Origin of the sequence: Burkholderia sp. COPS, from assembly GCF_019425585.1 — a bacterium.
GTDB lineage: Bacteria > Pseudomonadota > Gammaproteobacteria > Burkholderiales > Burkholderiaceae > Burkholderia > Burkholderia cepacia.
The window spans coordinates 124,079-141,669 of sequence record NZ_WIXR01000002.1 but is presented as its reverse complement, the minus strand read 5'-3'; the positions used below and the strand labels follow the sequence as shown (position 1 = coordinate 141,669).

General features: G+C 66.4%; 8 protein-coding genes and 1 pseudogene. 4 read left to right on the top strand and 5 right to left on the bottom strand.

What is annotated here, in order from left to right:
- Positions 1-72 precede the first annotated feature (72 nt).
- The gene (locus FOZ70_RS01160; RefSeq protein WP_219704782.1) at positions 73-4,575 is read right to left on the bottom strand and encodes a YadA-like family protein; all 4,503 of its coding nucleotides are present in this window, start codon (positions 4,573-4,575) and stop codon (positions 73-75) included.
- 1,436 nt (positions 4,576-6,011) lie between these two features.
- Here FOZ70_RS01160 and FOZ70_RS01155 point away from each other — a divergent pair.
- The 4 genes from FOZ70_RS01155 to FOZ70_RS01140 all read left to right on the top strand — a co-directional run bounded on the left by FOZ70_RS01155 (position 6,012) and on the right by FOZ70_RS01140 (position 13,278).
- On the top strand, positions 6,012-6,845 hold the full coding sequence (locus FOZ70_RS01155; RefSeq protein WP_021156543.1) for a response regulator: 834 nt from the start codon (positions 6,012-6,014) through the stop codon (positions 6,843-6,845).
- Positions 6,838-9,186, top strand: coding sequence for a sensor histidine kinase (locus tag FOZ70_RS01150; RefSeq protein WP_219704781.1), 2,349 nt, complete (start codon positions 6,838-6,840; stop codon positions 9,184-9,186). The genes FOZ70_RS01155 and FOZ70_RS01150 overlap by 8 nt, the downstream gene beginning before the upstream one ends.
- 276 nt (positions 9,187-9,462) lie before the next feature.
- A complete protein-coding gene (locus tag FOZ70_RS01145) occupies positions 9,463-10,983 on the top strand; it encodes a sensor domain-containing diguanylate cyclase (RefSeq protein ID WP_021156540.1) in 1,521 nt (506 codons plus the stop codon).
- Between the two features lie 336 nt (positions 10,984-11,319).
- Positions 11,320-13,278 (top strand): phosphatase PAP2 family protein, encoded by a 1,959-nt coding sequence (locus FOZ70_RS01140; protein WP_219704780.1) that lies wholly within the window; start codon positions 11,320-11,322, stop codon positions 13,276-13,278.
- A 169-nt stretch (positions 13,279-13,447) separates the two neighbouring features.
- Here FOZ70_RS01140 and FOZ70_RS01135 read toward each other — a convergent pair whose 3' ends face one another.
- From FOZ70_RS01135 to FOZ70_RS01120, 4 genes and pseudogenes are all read right to left on the bottom strand, one after another.
- Positions 13,448-15,091, bottom strand: coding sequence for a DUF2334 domain-containing protein (locus FOZ70_RS01135; protein ID WP_048027378.1), 1,644 nt, complete (start codon positions 15,089-15,091; stop codon positions 13,448-13,450).
- 17 nt (positions 15,092-15,108) lie between these two features.
- Complete coding sequence (locus tag FOZ70_RS01130; protein WP_155631005.1) at positions 15,109-15,375, bottom strand: hypothetical protein; 267 nt, start codon at positions 15,373-15,375, stop codon at positions 15,109-15,111.
- Between the two features lie 811 nt (positions 15,376-16,186).
- A pseudogene (locus FOZ70_RS01125) lies at positions 16,187-16,375 on the bottom strand (LysR family transcriptional regulator); the annotation flags it as partial.
- Positions 16,376-16,386: 11 nt separating this feature from the next.
- Positions 16,387-17,574: a M20 aminoacylase family protein gene (locus FOZ70_RS01120; RefSeq protein ID WP_027792816.1), complete on the bottom strand. Its 1,188-nt coding sequence runs from the start codon at positions 17,572-17,574 to the stop codon at positions 16,387-16,389.
- Between the last annotated feature and the right edge of the window lie 17 nt (positions 17,575-17,591).

The following is a 17,591-nucleotide window of genomic DNA, read 5'->3' as shown; positions in this document are numbered from 1 at the left end:
GCATGCGGATGCGTTCTCGTTCAGCGCGAACCGTTCCGGCGCTGCACGCCGGAACGGTTCGGTGCGCACGGATCACTTCCACTGATACAACATACCCGCGCCGACCACGCGCTGACTGCCGGCGAAACCGCCGTTCAGCGTCGCCTTCAGGTTCTCCGTGAGGCGCGCCTGCATGCCGACGGCCATCGCCTTCTGGCCGAGGAAGCTCGCCGTACCGACCCCCATCGCGAAGTTCGAGTCGCGATCCATGTGCGGGATCGACGCCATCGCGGCCGTCGCGGCAATCCCGTCGCGCGCCATCGAATCGGTCTGCTGGATCTGCTGCTGCATCTGCGTGAGCTGGTTGTTGACCGTGTTCAGCGATTGCGTGAACTGGTTCGATACCGCGTTCAGCTGGTTCACGTTCACCGCGTCGGTGCCCTGCGTGCCGGCCGCGACGTTGACGACCTGGCGGGCCGACTCCGCCGAGCCGACCGCGACGACGTTCGAGCGCCCGCCGTCGTTGCTGCCCGTGCCGATCGCGGTCGACCCGTTGCCCGTTGCGGTCGAGCCGACGCCGATCGCGGTCGATCCGTTGCCGGACGCCAGCGACCCGTTGCCGACCGCCGTGCTGTTCGAGCCCGATGCGACCGCGCCCGAGCCGCCCGCCGACGAATTCGGCCCCGTCGAGCCCGGCGGCACGTTCGTGCCGGCCGGGTTCGTCGTGTATGACCCGCCGAGGTTGGACGTGCGCTGGGTGATCAGCGTCGTCAACTGGTTGGCGACCGAGTCGAGCTGCGACACGTTGACCGCATCGGTGCCGCTCTTGCCGGCCGCGAGGCCGGTGATCTGCCGGTTGCCGATGTTGACTTCGCCGGCCGACGACTGCGGACTGCTCAGGCCGTACGCGATGTAGTTCGTTTGCGCGCCGACGGTGGTCAGCGAACCCGAACCGAGCGCGATGCTGTTCGCGAGCGTCGCCGACGCCCCGGCCCCGAATGCGAGCGCATCGGTTGCCGTGGCGTGCGCGCCCGAGCCGAGCGCGACGCTGCCGACGCTCGCCGCGACCGCGTTGGCGCCCTGCGCGACCGACTGCGCGCCGGTGGCCGTCGCGCCGCTGCCGAGCGCCATCGCATCGGCCTGCGCGGCGCTTGCCGCCTGGCCGATCGCGACGCCGCCCGGCGCGGTGGCATCGACGATCGCACCGTTGCCGATCCCCACGCCGTTGTCGCCGTTGACCACCGTCGTCGGGCCGACCGCGACCGACTCCGCGCCGACCGCGAGCGAATCGACGGCCGTCGAGTTCGCGTGGAAGTACTTCGTCGTCGTGACCGCGAACGACTGCAGTGCGCCGGCCAGCTGCCGCACGGTCACCGCGTCCTGCTGGCCGGTGCCGTCCGCGACGTTGGTGATCTGGCGATACGTCTTGCTCGTCGCGTCGCCGACCGATACCGCGCCCAGCAGCGTCTGGTCGGTCGTGTTGAACGGAATCGACGCGCTGCCGTTGCGGATGGTCCCCGACGCCGGCACCGTCGCGCGATCGGACACCGACCCGGCGCCGAGCGCGATGCTGCCGTCCACCTTCGCCACCGCGTTCGGGCCGATCGCGACGCTGTCGAGCCCGAGCGCCTGGCTGTCCGGCGCCGTGGAGTTCGCGTGGAAATACTTGATGCCGTGCGCGTTGATGTTGTCGATCGCCGAACCGACGTTGTTGTTGACCGTCGTCGAACCGTCGCTGTTGTACGTCACGTAAGAAGGTGCGGAGATCGTGCCGGTCGTCGGGTCGTAGGTGGCCCCGCCGCCGATCGCGCCGGCCGTGCTGTTGCCGAGGTTGCTGTTGTTCGACGCGATCGAGCTGAGGCCGGTCGACAGCGAACCGATGCCCGTCGACGTCGCGGTGGACAGCGACGTCAGGTTGCTGTTCGTGCTCGACAGGCCGGTGGACAGCGATCCGACGGTCGTCGAGGTCGACGTCGACAGCGACGAGATCGAGCTGGTCGTCGAGCTGAGGCCGGTGGACAACGAGCCGATGCTCGTCGACGTCGCGGTGGACAGCGACGTCACGGTGCTGTTGGTCGTGCTCAGGCCGGTTGACAGCGAGGCGACGCCGGTCGAGGTCGACGTCGACAACGATGTGACCGCGCTGTTCGTCGAACTCAGGCCGGTGGACAACGAGCTGATGCCCGTCGACGTCGAAGTCGACAGCGACGTGACCGTGCTGTTCGTCGAACTCAGGCCGGTGGACAACGAGCTGATGCCGGTCGACGTCGATGTGGACAGCGACGTGACCGTGCTGTTGGTCGAGCTCAGGCCGGTGGACAGCGAGCTGATACCCGTCGACGTCGAAGTCGACAGCGAAGCCACCGAGCTGTTGGTCGAGCTCAGGCCGGTCGAAGTCGACGTGGACAGTGACGAAATCGCGCTGTTGGCCGACGACAGGCCGGTCGACGTGGACGTCGACAATGACGTCACGGTGCTGTTGGTCGAACTCAAGCCCGTGGACAACGAGCTAATGCCGGTCGACGTCGACGTGGACAGCGACGAAATCGCGCTGTTGGTCGACGACAAGCCGGTCGACGTGGACGTCGACAACGAAGTCACCGAGCTGTTGGTCGAACTCAAGCCCGTGGACAACGAGGTGATGCCGGTCGACGTCGAAGTGGACAGCGACGAGATCGCGCTATTGGCCGAGGACAACCCGGTCGACGTGGAGGTCGACAACGAAGTCACCGAGCTGTTGGTCGAACTCAACCCCGTCGACAACGAGCTAATGCCAGTCGACGTCGACGTGGACAACGACGTGATCGCGCTATTGGCCGACGACACCCCCGTCGACAACGAACTGACGCTCGACGCGGTCGACGTCGACAGCGAATTGACCGCCTGGTTCGTCGCATCGAGCTGCGACCCGTTGATCGCATCCGTGCTCGCCGAATTGATGCGCCCGGCCGCGACGTTGGTGATCTGGCGCTCGGTGCCCGCCGCACCGACGCTGACGACGCTGGTCGGGTTGGTGCCGTTGAAGTTGTAGGTGACGCCGCCAATCACCGCGCTCGCCGTCGGATTCGGCGCGGCCGTCGTCGACCCGGAGCCGAGCGCGACGTCGTTTGCATTGTTCGCCACGGCCGATGCGCCGAACGCCACCGCACCGGCTGCCGCTGCCGTCGACGTATTGCCGAGCGCGAGCGAGCCCGTGCCCTGCGCGACGTTCGAATTGCCGATCGCAACCGCGCCGTCGCCGTTCGCGGTGTTGTTCGACCCCATCGTGACCGCGCCGGTGCCGATCGCGGTGCTCGGGTCGCCGATCGCCACCGCACCGTTGCCGCTGACCGTCTGCCCCAGGCCGAGCGCGACCGCCCCGACGCCGCTCAACACCTTCGAACTGTTGCCGCCTGCGATCGACCCCGCGCCTGCCGCGGCCGCGATCGAGTTGCTGTCGCCGATCGCCACGGTGGACGCCGCGGCCGCGACACTGTTGATGCCGATGGCCGTCGCATTCGTGGCCGACGCCGTCGCACCGGGCCCCAGTGCGGTGGCCGAGATGCCGCTGCCGAGCGCGAGATTGCCGAGCGCGACCGCGAACTGCTGGGTCGCGGTCGACTGCACACCCATCGCGATCGAACTGACGCCCGACGCATTTGCGCTCAGGCCATACGCCATTGCCTGATCGGCACTGGCCGTCGTCTTCGAACCCAGCGCGATCGAACTGACGCCAAGCGACTGCGTGCCCGAGCCCGGTACGCCGGCCGTGCCGCCCCAGCCGATCGCGATCGACGAACCGCCCTTCGCGCCGCTGTTGACGCCCATCGCGATACCCGAATTGCCGCTCGCCAGCGCACCGCTGCCGACGGCCACGGCGGCCGCGCCGGAACCGGTCGACTGGTTGCCGAGCGCGACGGCGCCCGTGTCGGTGGCATGCGACGCATAGCCGAGCGAAACGCTCTGGGCCCCCACCGCGCTCGCACCGAGCCCCAGCGCAGCCGCATACTGGCCGGACGCCAGCGCATTGTTGCCGAGGCCGACGGCGGACACGCCGGTCGCCGCCGCGCCACTGCCCATCGCCACCGCACCGCTCTGGGTCGCGCTCGACAGGTTGCCGATCGCCACCGAATAGTCGCCCGAACCGATCGCCTGCACGCCGAGCGATGCGCTGTTGACGCCGGTCGCCTGCGCGTTGATGCCGACGGCCGTCGAACCGTCCGCCATCGCATGCGCGCCCGGACCCAGCGCCGTGGCAGAAACGCCCGCGGCCGTCGACAGGTTGCCCAGCGCGGTCGAGTTCTGCTGCGCGGCACTCGACCCGACGCCGATCGAGATCGACGTCACGCCGCCGGTCGCGGAACCGCCGTCCGGCGCGTATTGCGCGTGCGCCCCCGCATGGAACAACGCAAGATACGTGGACGCCATCAGCACGGCCAGCCGTCGCGGCGACGGCGCCGAAAGCAGGCCCGCGCGTCGCGCGGCGCCCTCGTTCGCCGCCTGCTCGCGCGGGCCGCTCGCCGACGCGACACGCTTGCCGCGCGCACGGTCAAGCTCGGAAGCCGCGACCCAGGCCCCCAGTGCTTCGTTCCAGATCGACTTGAACGACTTGTTCATCTTGTGTTCCCTCGGTTCTCATGTGCTGGATGACGCGGCAGCAAACGCGACGGCAGGCGATGACGCATCGGTCTGCCTCCTCGTCCGTGCCGCGACGCTTCGCGCTTCACTTTGGATAGCTAACTAAACGATCGAACAACACTGCTCGGTAATCGCGATCGCGCGGGCGATCGCACGACTGCACGCCGCACGCGTGCATCGGCACGCGGCGCGGCGGCATTCGCCGGTTATCGGTTCATCGAAGCCGATGTCGCGCGAAAGACGGCGGCGCGCGACCCCGCGCATCGCGAATCCGCGTGCGCGTGCCGTCGCGCCGAGCCGGCGGCGACCTCGAATTTCATGGGAAGGCGTCGTTCAGACGCCGGATGGACGGATGCCGACCCGAACCCCGGGACGGCCCGTCACGATTCATTCAGGAGGAGGATGACGCCGCGTGGTCCCCGGGTATGAAGCATGCGCACCCGGTTCGCTCGAACCGGTGCGTTGACCTGCCATGCCTGTCGCATTCATGTTTTTCGTGCCCGCCTGATTCGAGAACGCGCTGCGCGATCGTGCCCGGACGGATCAGACCGCCGGGCTGCGCACGCAACCGCTCACTCTCTCCGCCGGCAGTCAAACGCTTTTCCGGATTTCCGGAAATAGCGTCTGACTTGCCGAACGCCCCCGCATCGATTTAATCGGTCGAATTTTCTTGACGATTTTTCCGGTCGATGCGTCACACCCTGACCAACCTCACAATCTTTCCGCTTGTCTTTTATACGTACTCGTTCGGAAAATTATGAAATTTGTATTACCCTCGTGCCAATTTTCTTGTCCGTCTTCGCATTCTCACATCCTGAGAATTGCCATCATTCGATGTCACATTGGATATCGCGTCATCCGAATATGGCAGCGGCAGGAATCCTTGCCAAACCGTTCCCCTCGAAGAACCGATTCCAACCGCGCCGGGGCTAGTGTGCGGTCATCCATTCAAACGCATCTTTTCTAGAGCGGAAAAAAGCTTTTCCCGAGCGGACGGTATTCACATTCATACATTCACGCCCGAAATACGGTTTTCACCAAGATAAATCTTGACCATCCCGCAAAAAGACATTAATCAGGCGGGCGTCGATTCAGCGCATCCATTTCCCACTGAAACGCATCGTCTCTCGACACAACTCGCTCGAATTCATTCTGCGGGCCAATTCGATTCGTCAATCGATAAAATCCGGAAATAAAGACCGATATTAAAATGCAATTCGGCATGTTTTTCCACTCCGATTCCATTCGGCGGAGCGCCGGTGCCGAAATCGCGCAGCGCCACGCCGGATATGCCCACACGGGCCGCACGGAATCCTCACAATCGGTACTGTTGTCGACATATAATTTTTCGCAACAATCGCGCTGAAAGCGAAGCTTTCAATCCGACCGACCACCCTTCCACCGCGTCCGCCACCATGTCATCCCGCTCGTCCAGCCCGGCGTCGCTTCGCTCCACGCCGGATCTCGCCGACGCCCATATTCTTGTCGTCGACGATCGCCCGAACGACCTGCGGCTCCTGACCGAAATCCTGCGTGCCGCACGGTGCCGGATCAGCGTCGCGTTCGACGGGCTGCAGGCGTATCACCGCGCCCAGGCGATCGCGCCCGACCTGATCCTGATGGATGTCCGCATGCCGCGCATGGACGGCTTCGCCGCGTGCCGGCTGCTGGCGTCGACGCCGTCGACGCAGTCCATCCCGGTCATCATCCTCACGGCCGCGGGCGATCTCGAGGATCGCATCGCGGGGCTCGAAACCGGCGCGATCGACTACATCGTCAAGCCGTTCGAGCCGACCGAAGTGCTGGCCCGGATCCGCAACCACCTGAAGCGCGCGCGGCGCAGCCAGCCGTTCGCGCACCTGCCCGAGATGCCCGACAACCCGGAGGCGGCCCTCGTGCGCGCGGCGGCCGAGGTCCTGCTGCGCGACCTGCGCCATCCGCCGGCGCTCGAGGATCTCGCCCGGCAGGTAGGCACCCACGAAAAGCGGCTGTCGCGCGTGTTCCGCGACCAGCTCGGCCAGACCGTGTTCGAGTACCTGCGCGACACGCGCCTGCGCGCCGCGATGCATTTCCTCGCGGAGACGTCGATGGGAATCGGCGACATCGCCGAGGAAATCGGCTTTTCCACGCCCGGCAATTTCGCGACGGCGTTCCGCGAACGCTTCGGCATCACGCCGTCCGACTGGCGACGCCAGCGCCATGCGGTCAGCGCGCCGCCCACACCCGGCGGGCATCATCCCGATGTGTAGTCGCGACGCGGCGTGGGCAGCCGGATGGCGCGCGGTGCTGCTGCTTCTGATCGCACTGGCCGTCACCTGCGCGACGGCCCGCGCGGCAGCGACGCCGAACCCCGCGCAACTGGAAGCCGTGTCGGTGTTCGAGGACACGAGCACGACGATGACCGCCGCACAGGTCGCCGCGCGCGTTGCCGATCGTCCGCACGATGCGGCCACGACGACCGCGCCCTCGTTCAACATCGCGTTTTCGCGGTCGGCATGGTGGGTCAGCGCGACGCTGACCAACCGCGACAGCGCCGCCCGGCCGCTGGTGCTGGCGATTCGCGATGCGCGCGTCGACCATGCCGACTTCTATGTCGGCCGGAACGGCCGGTGGACGCTCGACAGCCGCTTCCCGGCCGCCGATGCCGGCGGCGATGCGGCCGGCCCGCCGTCGCGCTACCCGGCACTCGACGTCACGCTGGCCGCCGGCGCAAGCATCCCCGTGCTGATCCGCGTCACGTCGCGCAAGGAGATGCGGCTCGCGCCGGCGGCATTCACCCGCGCGGCATGGGATGCGCTGGAACGGCGTGCGACGATGTGGGACTTCGGTTTCTTCGGCGGGCTGCTCGCGCTCGTGTGGTGCGCGCTGCTGATCGGGTTCTTTTCGCGCAGCGGCGTGTTCTACGTACTGGCCGGGCTGGCGCTGGGCACGACGCTGTTCGAGGCGGCCTACCGCGGTTATACGGCGATGGCGCTGCCGCCCGCGCTGCGCGAGTGGTCGGCACGCGGCGAAATCATCTTCGTGTACCTCGCGATCGCCTGCTTCATCGTCTTCATCCTGACGGTCGCCCGGCGCGAGCAGGCCAGGCTGCCGTTGCGCGCGGTCTACATGGCATTCCTCGCGCTCGAGTTCGTCGGCTCGGCCGGCGCCGCTTTCGGCGACCTGCTGACCTTCACGTGGTTCTGCCTGCGGCTGAACGCGGCGCTGGGGATCGTCAACATCAGCCTCGCGCTGTGGCTCGCCATCCGCCGCACGCCGACCGGCCGCGTGATGCTGATCGCGATCGCGTTCGCCACCTTCAACATGCTGATCCGCGTGCTCGACGGCATCGACGCGTTGCCGCCGGTGCTGTCCTGGCTCAAGTCCGACATCTATCCGAACCCCGTCATCGCGATCGTCGGGCTTGCCACGCACCTGCTGGTGCTGGCCGCGTGGATTCATCACGTGGGCCGCCAGCGCACCGAGGCACGCAAGCGGCTCGAACACTGGCAGCTCACCGAACAGGATCGCCTGCGCGACGAAGTCGCACGACGCACGCTCGCGCTCAACGACGCGCTCCAGCAGGTCACGACGCACATGCAGCAGAAGATCGAGACGCTCGGCTACGTCAGCCACGATCTGCGCGCGCCGCTGTCGACGATCAACGGCTACGCGAAGCTGCTGCTGCAAGGCGCGACGCGCGGCCAGGCGCGGCTGATCCGCTCGATCGACCGCAGCATCCGCTACCAGCTCACGCTGATCGACGAACTCCTTGCGTTCACGAAAGCCGAGCTGCAGCCGCTCGGCGTGTCGCCGGACACGACCGACCTGCCCGGCCTGCTCGACGACATCGGGCACTATGCGCTCGCGCTGTGCGCGCAGCAGGACAACCGGTTCGTGTACCGGCCGGCCAGCCCGCTGCCGCGCACGATGTCGATCGACGGGATGCGGCTGCAGCAGGTGCTGCTGAACCTGCTGTCCAACGCATCGAAGTTCACGCGCGACGGCACCGTCACGCTGTCGGTGCATGCGTCGCGCGAAGGCGACGCATGGCGCCTGCTGTTCGAGGTCGCCGATACGGGCATCGGCATCGACATCAGCGGCACCCGCGACATCTTTCGCGCATACCAGCAGGTGCAGGCCGTCAACGGCGGCACCGGGCTCGGCCTGTTCATCGCGCAGCGCATCGTCGGTGCGATGGGCGGCGAACTGGCCGTCGCGAGCCAGCCCGGCGTCGGCACGTCGTTCTCGTTCGCGATCGTCGCGCCGGCCGTCGGGCACGTGCTCGTGCCGGCATCGGAGCTCGTGCGGCGGTTTCATGCGGCGGACGAGGTCGTGCCGGGCGGCACCGCGCCCGCGATGGGCTGCCCGCCCGACGATGCACTCGACGCGCTGATCCGGCTCGCCGGCAACGGGCAGCTCACCGATATCGAGGAATGGCTCGGCCAGTACGCGGACGAACAGGATTACACGGCCTTCGTGCGGGAGGTGCGCGAGCATCTCGATACGCTGGACCTGCATGCGATCGAGAAGCTGGCCGGTACGCTGAAACGTGCGCGCCACGCGGCGGCGACGGATGACGCGGAGACGGACGCGGCCGGGCCGGCCTGATCGCGCGGGCGGGACACCGCCGGCACCGCGTCAGGCCCGCGTTCCGGGTTCCGCCGCACCGAACGTCGAGCCCGCGACGCGATCGCTTCGCCAGCCGTCCCCCCGCTCGCGCTTGCCGATACGCGCCCCGTCGAGCACCCGGCACGCACACGTTTGCGCGCCGCGCCGCGCCCACTTGCGTTGCATCCGGGCCTCGATTTCCGCGACGACCTGCCGTTAACCCGGGTTTCAGCGCAGCCCGGTTCATCGCGCCGGGCCTCCCCTGCGAGCGCCAGCATGTCCGCATCCACCTCCATCGAGAAAATCGCCGACTGGGCGGGACGAAACCATCTTGTCGTCGGCGCGCTGGGCACACTGATGTCGTTCGCGGCGATCGGCATCAGCGCGGCCACGCTCTGGGCCACGAGAAGCGAAGTCGTCGAGCACGCGCACGAAACCTCGCGCAACGTCGCCGCCGTGCTGGTCAGCGAGATCGCGCGGACCGTCGAAACGTCCAACAACGCGCTGATCGCACTCTCCGCCGATCTCGGCAAGCCGGCGGTGCGACGCATGGACGCCGGGCTGCGGCACGACCTGCTGTTCCAGCGCGCGGCCGCGCAATACGTGACGGGGATGGGCGTGACGGACCGCGAAGGCCAGCTGATCGACGCGTGCTGCGGCCCGTCCCATCACTGGAACTTCGCCGATCGCGACTATTTCAAGGTCCATCGCGACTCGCCGAACGTCGGCCTTTACGTGTCGGAGGCCTATCGTGCGCGCTCGCGCGGCGGCACGGAATCGATCGCGCTCTCCCGGCGCATCGAACGACCGGACCACACGTTCAACGGCATCGCGGTGGTCGCGATCGACCTCGCCTATTTCGATCAGCTGCTGTCCCGGCTGGACGTCGGGCCGCACGGCATCAGCGCGATCGTGCGCGCGGACGGCACCATCCTCGCCCGCAACCCGTCGCTGAACGATCACCAGATGATCCGCCTGCGCCGCTCGAAAGCCTTCGATCGCATGCTGAACCAGGATTCGGGCTTTTATGCGGCGTATTCGCGCATCGACGGAACGCTGCGGCTCTATACGTTCCAGCGGGTGCCCGGCACGCCGCTGATCGCCGTCGTCGCGCCGGCCGAAGCCGACGTGCTGGCCGGTTTCATCCGGATGTCGTGGTCGGTCGGCGTGTCGGCGTCGCTCCTGTGCGCACTCTTCTGCGCGGTCGTCTGGCTGCTCGCGTTCGCGTTGCGGGACAACCTTCGCAAGCAGACGCTGCTCACCGACCTCACGCGCACCGATCCGTTGACCGGCCTGCACAACCGCCGCGCGCTCGACGTCGCGCTGGCCGACGAATGGGAACGGCTCCAGCGCGGCCACGACGGCAGCCTGTCGGTGCTGTTCATCGATGCCGACCACTTCAAGCAATACAACGACCGATACGGGCATGCACGCGGCGACACGGCGCTCCGGTTCCTCGCCGCATGCATCCGTGCTCATACGCAGCGGCGCGGCGACTTCGCCGCGCGCTACGGCGGCGAAGAGTTCGTCGCGGTGCTGCCCGACACCGACGAACGCGGCGCCGCGAAGGTCGCGGAGGCGATTCGCCGCGAGGTCGAACGCAACCGGCTCGACGGGTTTGCGGAACCCGTTCCGCCGTTCACCGTCAGCATCGGCTGCGCGACCGGCCATCGCGCACGCCCCGCCTCCGTGCACGCGCTGTCGCATCAGGCGGACATGGCGCTTTACCGCGCGAAGCGGGAAGGCAGAAACCGGGTATGTTGCGCGGAAACGGAGCCGCTCGCGCGCTCGGCATGACGGCCATGGGGCGAGTCGTGGTTCCTGGCCGCCGGTTGCATACAAACGATTGCCCCGGGCCACTGTCCCGTCACGTGTCGTGGCGGCAACAGGGATCGTCATTCGATATCGAAGCCGCCGGACTTTCCATCCACACGCATGGCCGGCGCGTAGCGGCACGCCGCCCAATATCCGTCTCGGGCGCGAAAAAATGGCATCCGCGATGTTCAGTATCGGGAATTAACCAGATAGTGGGAATTTTCTCGAACGGAGCACGATACGCAACAAATCCTTAACGGCCGCGTAACGAATCGTCACCACAATTCGCCATCTTTGACCATCAGGATGGAGTCTTGCATGTTTGCGTCACGAAGCCGTTTCCCGCTGCATGTCGCCGCGCTGTCGAGTGCGATCGTTCTCGCCGCGTGCGGCGGCGGCGACGATGTCGCCTCGACCACCCCGACCAGCGCGGCCATGCCGGCGCCGCCGGCCGACCCCGGTTTCGTCGACAGCGCGCCGGTTCCGAGCGTGCCCGCCTTCGTCGACAACGTCGCGACCAACCAGCGCGGCGACGCGCGTTACGCCACGCTGTCGACGAACGCCGCGGTACGCGTGGTCAGCCGCTTCCTCGACCTGTGGCAGCCGGCGACGATGCTCGTCGATGCGGGCGTGAGCGCGCCGGCCAACGGCGCGTTTCCGGCCATTTCGCCGTCGACCTGCACGGGGCTGCCCGGCAACGGCACGCCGTGCGGCACGATCCTGAACGACGCGGTGCTGCAGGCGAACGTGCAATACGTGGTCAACGCGACGACCGCGCGCACGCCGCAGCAAGCCGACGCCGCGTACTACGACGACCGGCGCGGCAAGGGCTACAGCGTGACCGACGGCATGGGGCCGCTCACCTCCGCATGGCGCACCGCCGCGCAGCAGACGACCAGCATCACCAGCGTGCCGGCCGACGCGACGACCGTCCTGTACAACGACACGGGCAACAACGTGGGTGTGGGCGGCAGCGCGAACGCGAGCTTCGGAAAAGTCGTCGACCTGCTCAACGAGATGGGCAACAACGCGTCGACCGAACCCGCGAAACGCTTCTACAAGTATGCGCGGCCGTACCGCTGGAGCACGAGCGTCGTCGTCGCTCCCACGCTCGTGCCGGCGGAAAGCACGACGCCCGCGACCGACGGCGGGTTCATCAGCGGCCACCAGGCGGAAGCGATGCGCGACGCCGTGACGATGGCGTGGCTCGTGCCGGAGCGCTACCAGGAAATGGTCAGCCGCGGCCTCGAACTCGGCGAGAACCGCATCCTCGCCGGCATGCACTCGCCGCTCGACGTGATCGGCGGACGCATGCTCGCGCTGGCGATCAGCGCGGCCAATCTCGCGGCCTACGCGAACGACGCGCAGGCCGCCTACGGGCAGGCGCACCAGACGCTGCAGCAGCTCACCGGCACGACCGATTCGACGTTCCCGGCATTCGCGCGCTCGGGCACGACGGCGACCGACCGCTTCGCCGATTACGCGACGAACAAGGCGGCCTTCGCGCGCCGCATGACCTACGGCTTCGGCGCGCTCGAAGCGACCGGCGCGCCGCCGGTCGTGCCGAAGGGGGCGGAGATCCTGCTGCAGACGCGTTTCCCGTACCTGGGCGCGGATCAGCGGCGCGTCGTGCTGAAGACCACCGAGCTGCCGTCCGGCTACCCGGTGATGGACGACGCGGAAGGCTGGGGCCGGCTTAACCTGTTCGCCGCCGCCGACGGTTACGGCGCATTCAACGGCAACGTGATCGTCGCGATGGATGCGTCGAAGGGCGGCCTCAACGCCGCCGACCTGTGGCGCAACGACATCGCGGGCACCGGCAAGCTGACGCTGCAAGGCAGCGGCGCGCTGACGCTGGCGGGCAACAATAGCTATACGGGCGGCACGCAGGTCAGCGGCGGCACGCTCGCCGCGGCGTCCGCGACGGCGTTCGGCAACGGCGACGTGTATGTCGGCGCCGGCGGCGGCATCCGGATCGCGGCGGGTGCGCCCGTCACGATCGCGACGCGCTATACGCAGCTCGACAACACGACGCTCGAACTCGACATCGACGGCAACGGCGGCGGCCGCCTGCGCGTGGGCGGCGCGTTCACCGTCGCGGGCGGCACGCTGCACGTGAAGTTCGTGAACGGTTATGCGCCGAAGGCCGGCGACACCATCGCACTGATCGACGCGGCAGCGGGCGCGGCGAAATTCGCGACGGTGACCGTCGACGGCTTCAAGGCGACGCCGGTCTATACGGCGACGGGCGTGTCGATCGTGCTGTCGGCGGCGTAACCGGCACCGCGATCGATCCGCGCGACGTCGCCTCCGACCGGCGGCGACGTCCATGCGAAACGACCGTGCGCCGCGTCCCGTTCGCTACGACAAAGCGAAACGTGGCGCCATCGAACCCGGTGAGGGAGTCGAGCCCGGTTCCCCGGCTCGCTCCCGATTCCGGAATCATCTACTTGACGCCATTCCCGGCGACCCACTGAAAGCCGAGACCGGTGATCCCGTTCACGAGGCTCTGGAAATCCTGGAACCCGGGCGTGCCGAGGTCGGGCTCGAGCCAGAACGGATGGAAGAAGAAGGACGCAAAACCATCCCGAACCGTCAGCGCGTACTGTGCATTCGTGTAGAGATCCTGCCACGTGTAGGACAGGCACGAGAACGGATCGATACTGCAGATGTTGTATTCGACGTTCCCGAGGTTCTCGGGCAGCACCCGTTGCCCGTAATAGTCGGAATTGATGATGTACGGGAAGAATTGCCCGACCGAATAATCGTGATTCGGCGCGGTCGAATTCAGGTTCGGCTGATCCGACGTGTAGTAGACGACCCGCTGGTACGTCGTCTTGAACAGCGGCGGAACGGCCTTGATCGAAAGGGGCGACGACTGGTAGTGCGGCGCTTCCCACGCAAAGGGAACATAGCCGTTCGTCGACAGTTCCAGCAGGCCCGCTTTCAGACGGTTCGATGCCCACTGTGTCGAATCTTCGTCCACCGGACGGTTCTGCGTCGCCAGCCAGAACTCGTAGTCATTGCCGCTGACCGCGTTGTCGATGTTCGGCGTCGAATTGTATTGATGCGTGTAACCGTGCATCACGATACTGCCGCCCCGGATCAGCGCGTAATTGAGCGCCTGCTTCAGGCTGCTCGCCTGCGCGAGGTGTACGATCAGCGGCACACCGCCGTTATAGGCACCGAGCGGATCTTCGTACAGCGGGATGGTCGCAATCGAAAACGGAATGTTCTTGGAATACATGTAGTCGGTCAGCGTCTTCATCGACGCCGAGGTCGTGAACGCGTTGACGTCTTCCAGACGCACCATCGCGCGATGCAGCACCGGCTGGTTGGTCCCGAGGATGTCATGCAGCAGATCGCAGATCACCAGGTACCGGTCGCGCGGCCCGATGTACGAGAACGGCATGTCGGCGAAGTACCAGAAATTGCCCGCGCGCATGACATAGGGCGCCTGCGCACCGGTCTGACTGTCCTTGATGGTGACGAGTACACTGGCCTTCGTCGCATCGGACACCGCGGTGACGCCGATGTCGGGGTCCGCGCTGACGACGCCGGTGCTCGCGTTGAACGCATAGTATTTGACCATGCTCATGTTCTTGTAGAGCACCGTGTCAAAGAAGTCCGGGTTCGGGTTGCTGCTGGTCGGCGCGTAGGCCAGCCCGCTGATCCCGCTAAAGGTGAATCCGTAGCGGGCCGTGAAGTTGTACGACGGGTCCCACGCGACTTCCCACAGGTTGTCCTTGAACCAGACGACCGTCTTCGACGTCTTGGCGACGTCCGACAGAAATGCGGCAGGAAGGGTGTTGTTGTAATAGCTCCCCAGATAGAAAGTCGCCTGGTACTTTTCGACGGTTCCTGCCGTATAGCTGTCGACGGGCGCAAGCGTGACGTTGGTGTTGAAATGGCCAAGCAGGTTGCGCAGCATGATCGCGTAAGCCATGCCGAGCTTCGTGTACGGGTCGTTCGGCGGGGCGTCATAGAGCACGAGGACGTTCGCCGTGGTGGTCTGGGCGAGCACGGAGGATGGCATCTGGCCGAATGCGAATCCGAGCACCAGCACCCATGCGAGAACGAGCTTTTTCATTGTGATCTCCTTCGTGCTTAGTCGCGCTGAATGTCGCCGTTGGCCCGACGATGTTTGCCTTCGTTGAAGGTCGGTTCCCTGCCATGCTCGCGCTCGGCATTCCGCTTCTCTTCTTCCGGCACGCCTGGCACGATCTCCGTCACGACGGCCGCGCGCGGTGGCGGCTCGACGCGTTTGTGTGAGGCGGAAGCACCGGACGCTCCCGCGTTGCAAACGGGGCTCATCAATGCCGTCGCGGACAAGATCGCTGCACATGCCACGGCAAGCTTGAGTGGGGATTTCATTGGAGAACTCCTTTCACTGGTCTCTGCGCGAAAACCGGGGGTCTGTCATCGGAACAACGCCTGGCCTGAGCATTGAGTGTCTGGGGATCGCGAACCCTGGGGGATGTCGATGCCTGAAACAACCTCATACGAATTGCGCCACGCATCGTCACTTGCGTGACGACGGAACCGCCACCGGCGTCGGTCACGTCGCCCTGTGATGACCGCGACTGCACCCGCAAACGGCAGACACCCGACGCGTGTGTCGAGCGTGCAGTTGCGGCCCTCGTTTGCTCATCACACCGACCACGTATGCATTAACGATGCCAGGCACCGTTCCATCGAAGCGGGACGGCAACAGACGAAGGAAGAGGACGTCGCAACGCAAAAAAAACGTAACGCCAAAGAAACGCGGGGCGACGATGCACCGTGGTACCGGCTCCATGGATCATCGATGCCGGCAGGGGGAGAGGAAATGCGTTTCGACTCTGCGCGTGGTTTGCGGCCGAGCTGGTGGGGTGAAAAATGCTATGGATCACGAATCGCGGGGGCTCGACACCCTGCATGTCGAAACGTTTCGATCCTGAGAATTCGCGCTGTCCCGTGAAGACGGTCCTGTCTGACGCAATTCGCCCGCGGCCACGCGAACTTGTCCGGGAGCGTGAACCCTTTGTCGTATGACAAAAGACGATCTTCCTGCAATCGTCAATCAGGTACCAGGATGGCGTTCATCGCATGCGGTCATGCAGCGACGCGCCTCGGCAGCGTGGCCTGACGATACGACGGCCGTGACATAGCGGAGGTTGACATCGAACACGGCCGGCCAGGCCATGCGGCCGAATCCGTCCGCCAGAAAGTCGACGCACACCCGCACCTTCGCCGACGCAGCCAGCCGGGCCGGATACACCGCCCACACGTTCACGGGCTGCGCGACGCCGGGCAGCACCTGCACGGGCGCGCCGCTGTCGAGCAGCGCGCGCACGCCCCATATCTGGCGCAGCACGATGCCGCGCCCCGACATCGGGCATGCGTTCACGACGATCGCCTGTAGTAATGCTGCGCCAGCGCGACCCAATACCGGACACCGGCCGGGATGATTTCGTCGTTGAAATCGTATTTCGGGTGATGCAGCGACGGTGCCGCCGCGCCCTCCGGCGCATTGCCGATCAGCACGTAAGCGCCGGGCCGCTCCTCCAGCATGAAGCCGAAATCCTCCGACGTCATGTTCGGCGGCACGTCGCGATACAGGCGTTCGCCACCGAACGTGTCGCCGATCACCGCTTCGCACAGCGCCGTCTCGGCCGGCGTGTTGACCGTCGCCGGGTAGTACTGGAAAAACTCGACGTCGACCTGCGCGCCATACGCACGCGCCAGCCCCTCGCACGTGAGCTGCACATCCGTCTGCAGTTTCTGCTGCAACGCGGACGACAGCGTGCGGATCGTCCCGCGCAGCTCGACGCTGTCCGGAATCACGTTGTCCGTCGTGCCCGCATGGATCATGCAGACGGAAATGACCGCAGGGTCCACGGGATCCTTGTGCCGCGCGGCGATGGTCTGACACTGCAGCACCATCGAACACGCGAGCGGAACGGGATCGATGCCCAGATGCGGCTGCGCCGCGTGCGCGCCCTTGCCGGTCACCTTGATCCTGAAGCGCGAGCCCGCGGCCATGATCGGGCCGGTACGCAATCCGAAATGCCCTGCAGGCAAGCCGGGCCAGTTGTGCATGCCGAACACCGCTTCGGTCGGGTATTGCTCGAACAGCCCGTCGTCGATCATCTTGCGCGCGCCCGCGCCGCCCTCTTCGCCCGGTTGAAACACGAAATGAACGGCACCCGGCAATGGCGGCAGTTCCTTCAGGATGCGCGCGGCGCCGAGCAACATGACGGTATGGCCGTCATGCCCGCATGCGTGCATGATCCCGTGCGTGCACGATGCGTGCGCGAAGTCGTTGGCTTCCTGGATCGGCAACGCATCCAGATCCGCACGCAGCACGATGCCGCGCGCCGGGTCGGCACCCGGCAGGCTCGCGACGACACCCGTGCCGCCCAGCCCGCGCGATACCGCATAACCGAGCGCGTCAAGCTCGCGGGCAACGACGTCGGCGGTCCGGTGTTCTTCGAATCGCAGCTCGGGATGCGCATGCAGATCGCGCCGCAGCCTTGCCCAGTGCGCGTGATGCGCCTGCAGCGACGTATCGGGAATGACAGGTTTTTCCAATTTCGGCACCTTCCGAA